A 579-nucleotide genomic window follows, 5' to 3' on the forward strand; every position below is an offset into this window, starting at 1 on the left:
CGATTTGACAACGTCAGCGACACGCTCGGCCATACGGTTGGCCAGTTCCGAGACCATGATCGCCTCGGGCAGCTGAACGTCGCGGATCACCTTTTCCCGCTCGACCGTGCCGCCCATGGCCTTCTGGCGCGCACGCTCCTGCTTGCGCTTCATCGCGGCCATCGAGCGTTGGCGATTGCCTTCGCCGCCAGTGGCCTGACCAAGTGTCAGCTTGCCCGAGCGGCGGTTGTCGTCACGGCCCTTGCCACGGCCACGCTGCTCACGCTCGCGATCCTGCTTGCGCGGTGCCGCAGCAGGTGCAGGCTTGCTGGATGGGCTGCGTGCGGCCTTGGGCTCGGCGGGTGCCGGGGCTGCGGCAGCACGCTGGGCTGCTTCCTCGGCCTCTTTACGCTTGCGTTCTTCCTCTTCGGCCTTGGCACGGGCACGCTCTTCAGCTTCACGCTGCTCGCGTTCCTTGGCCTCTTGTTCGGCCCGGCGGCGTGCGCGTTCTTCTTCGCGCGCCTTTTCCTGCGCCTCACGGGCAGCGGCCTCTTCAGCCTCGCGCGCTTTGGCGGCTTGCAACGCCTTCATACGACGCGC

The 579-nt window shown here is 67.4% G+C and carries 1 pseudogene; it reads right to left on the reverse strand.

Annotated elements, in window-relative coordinates:
- Positions 1-579 (reverse strand): annotated as a pseudogene (locus tag ACR0IO_RS23235) (translation initiation factor IF-2); the annotation flags it as partial.

This window comes from Ruegeria sp. CE12, assembly GCF_056537525.1.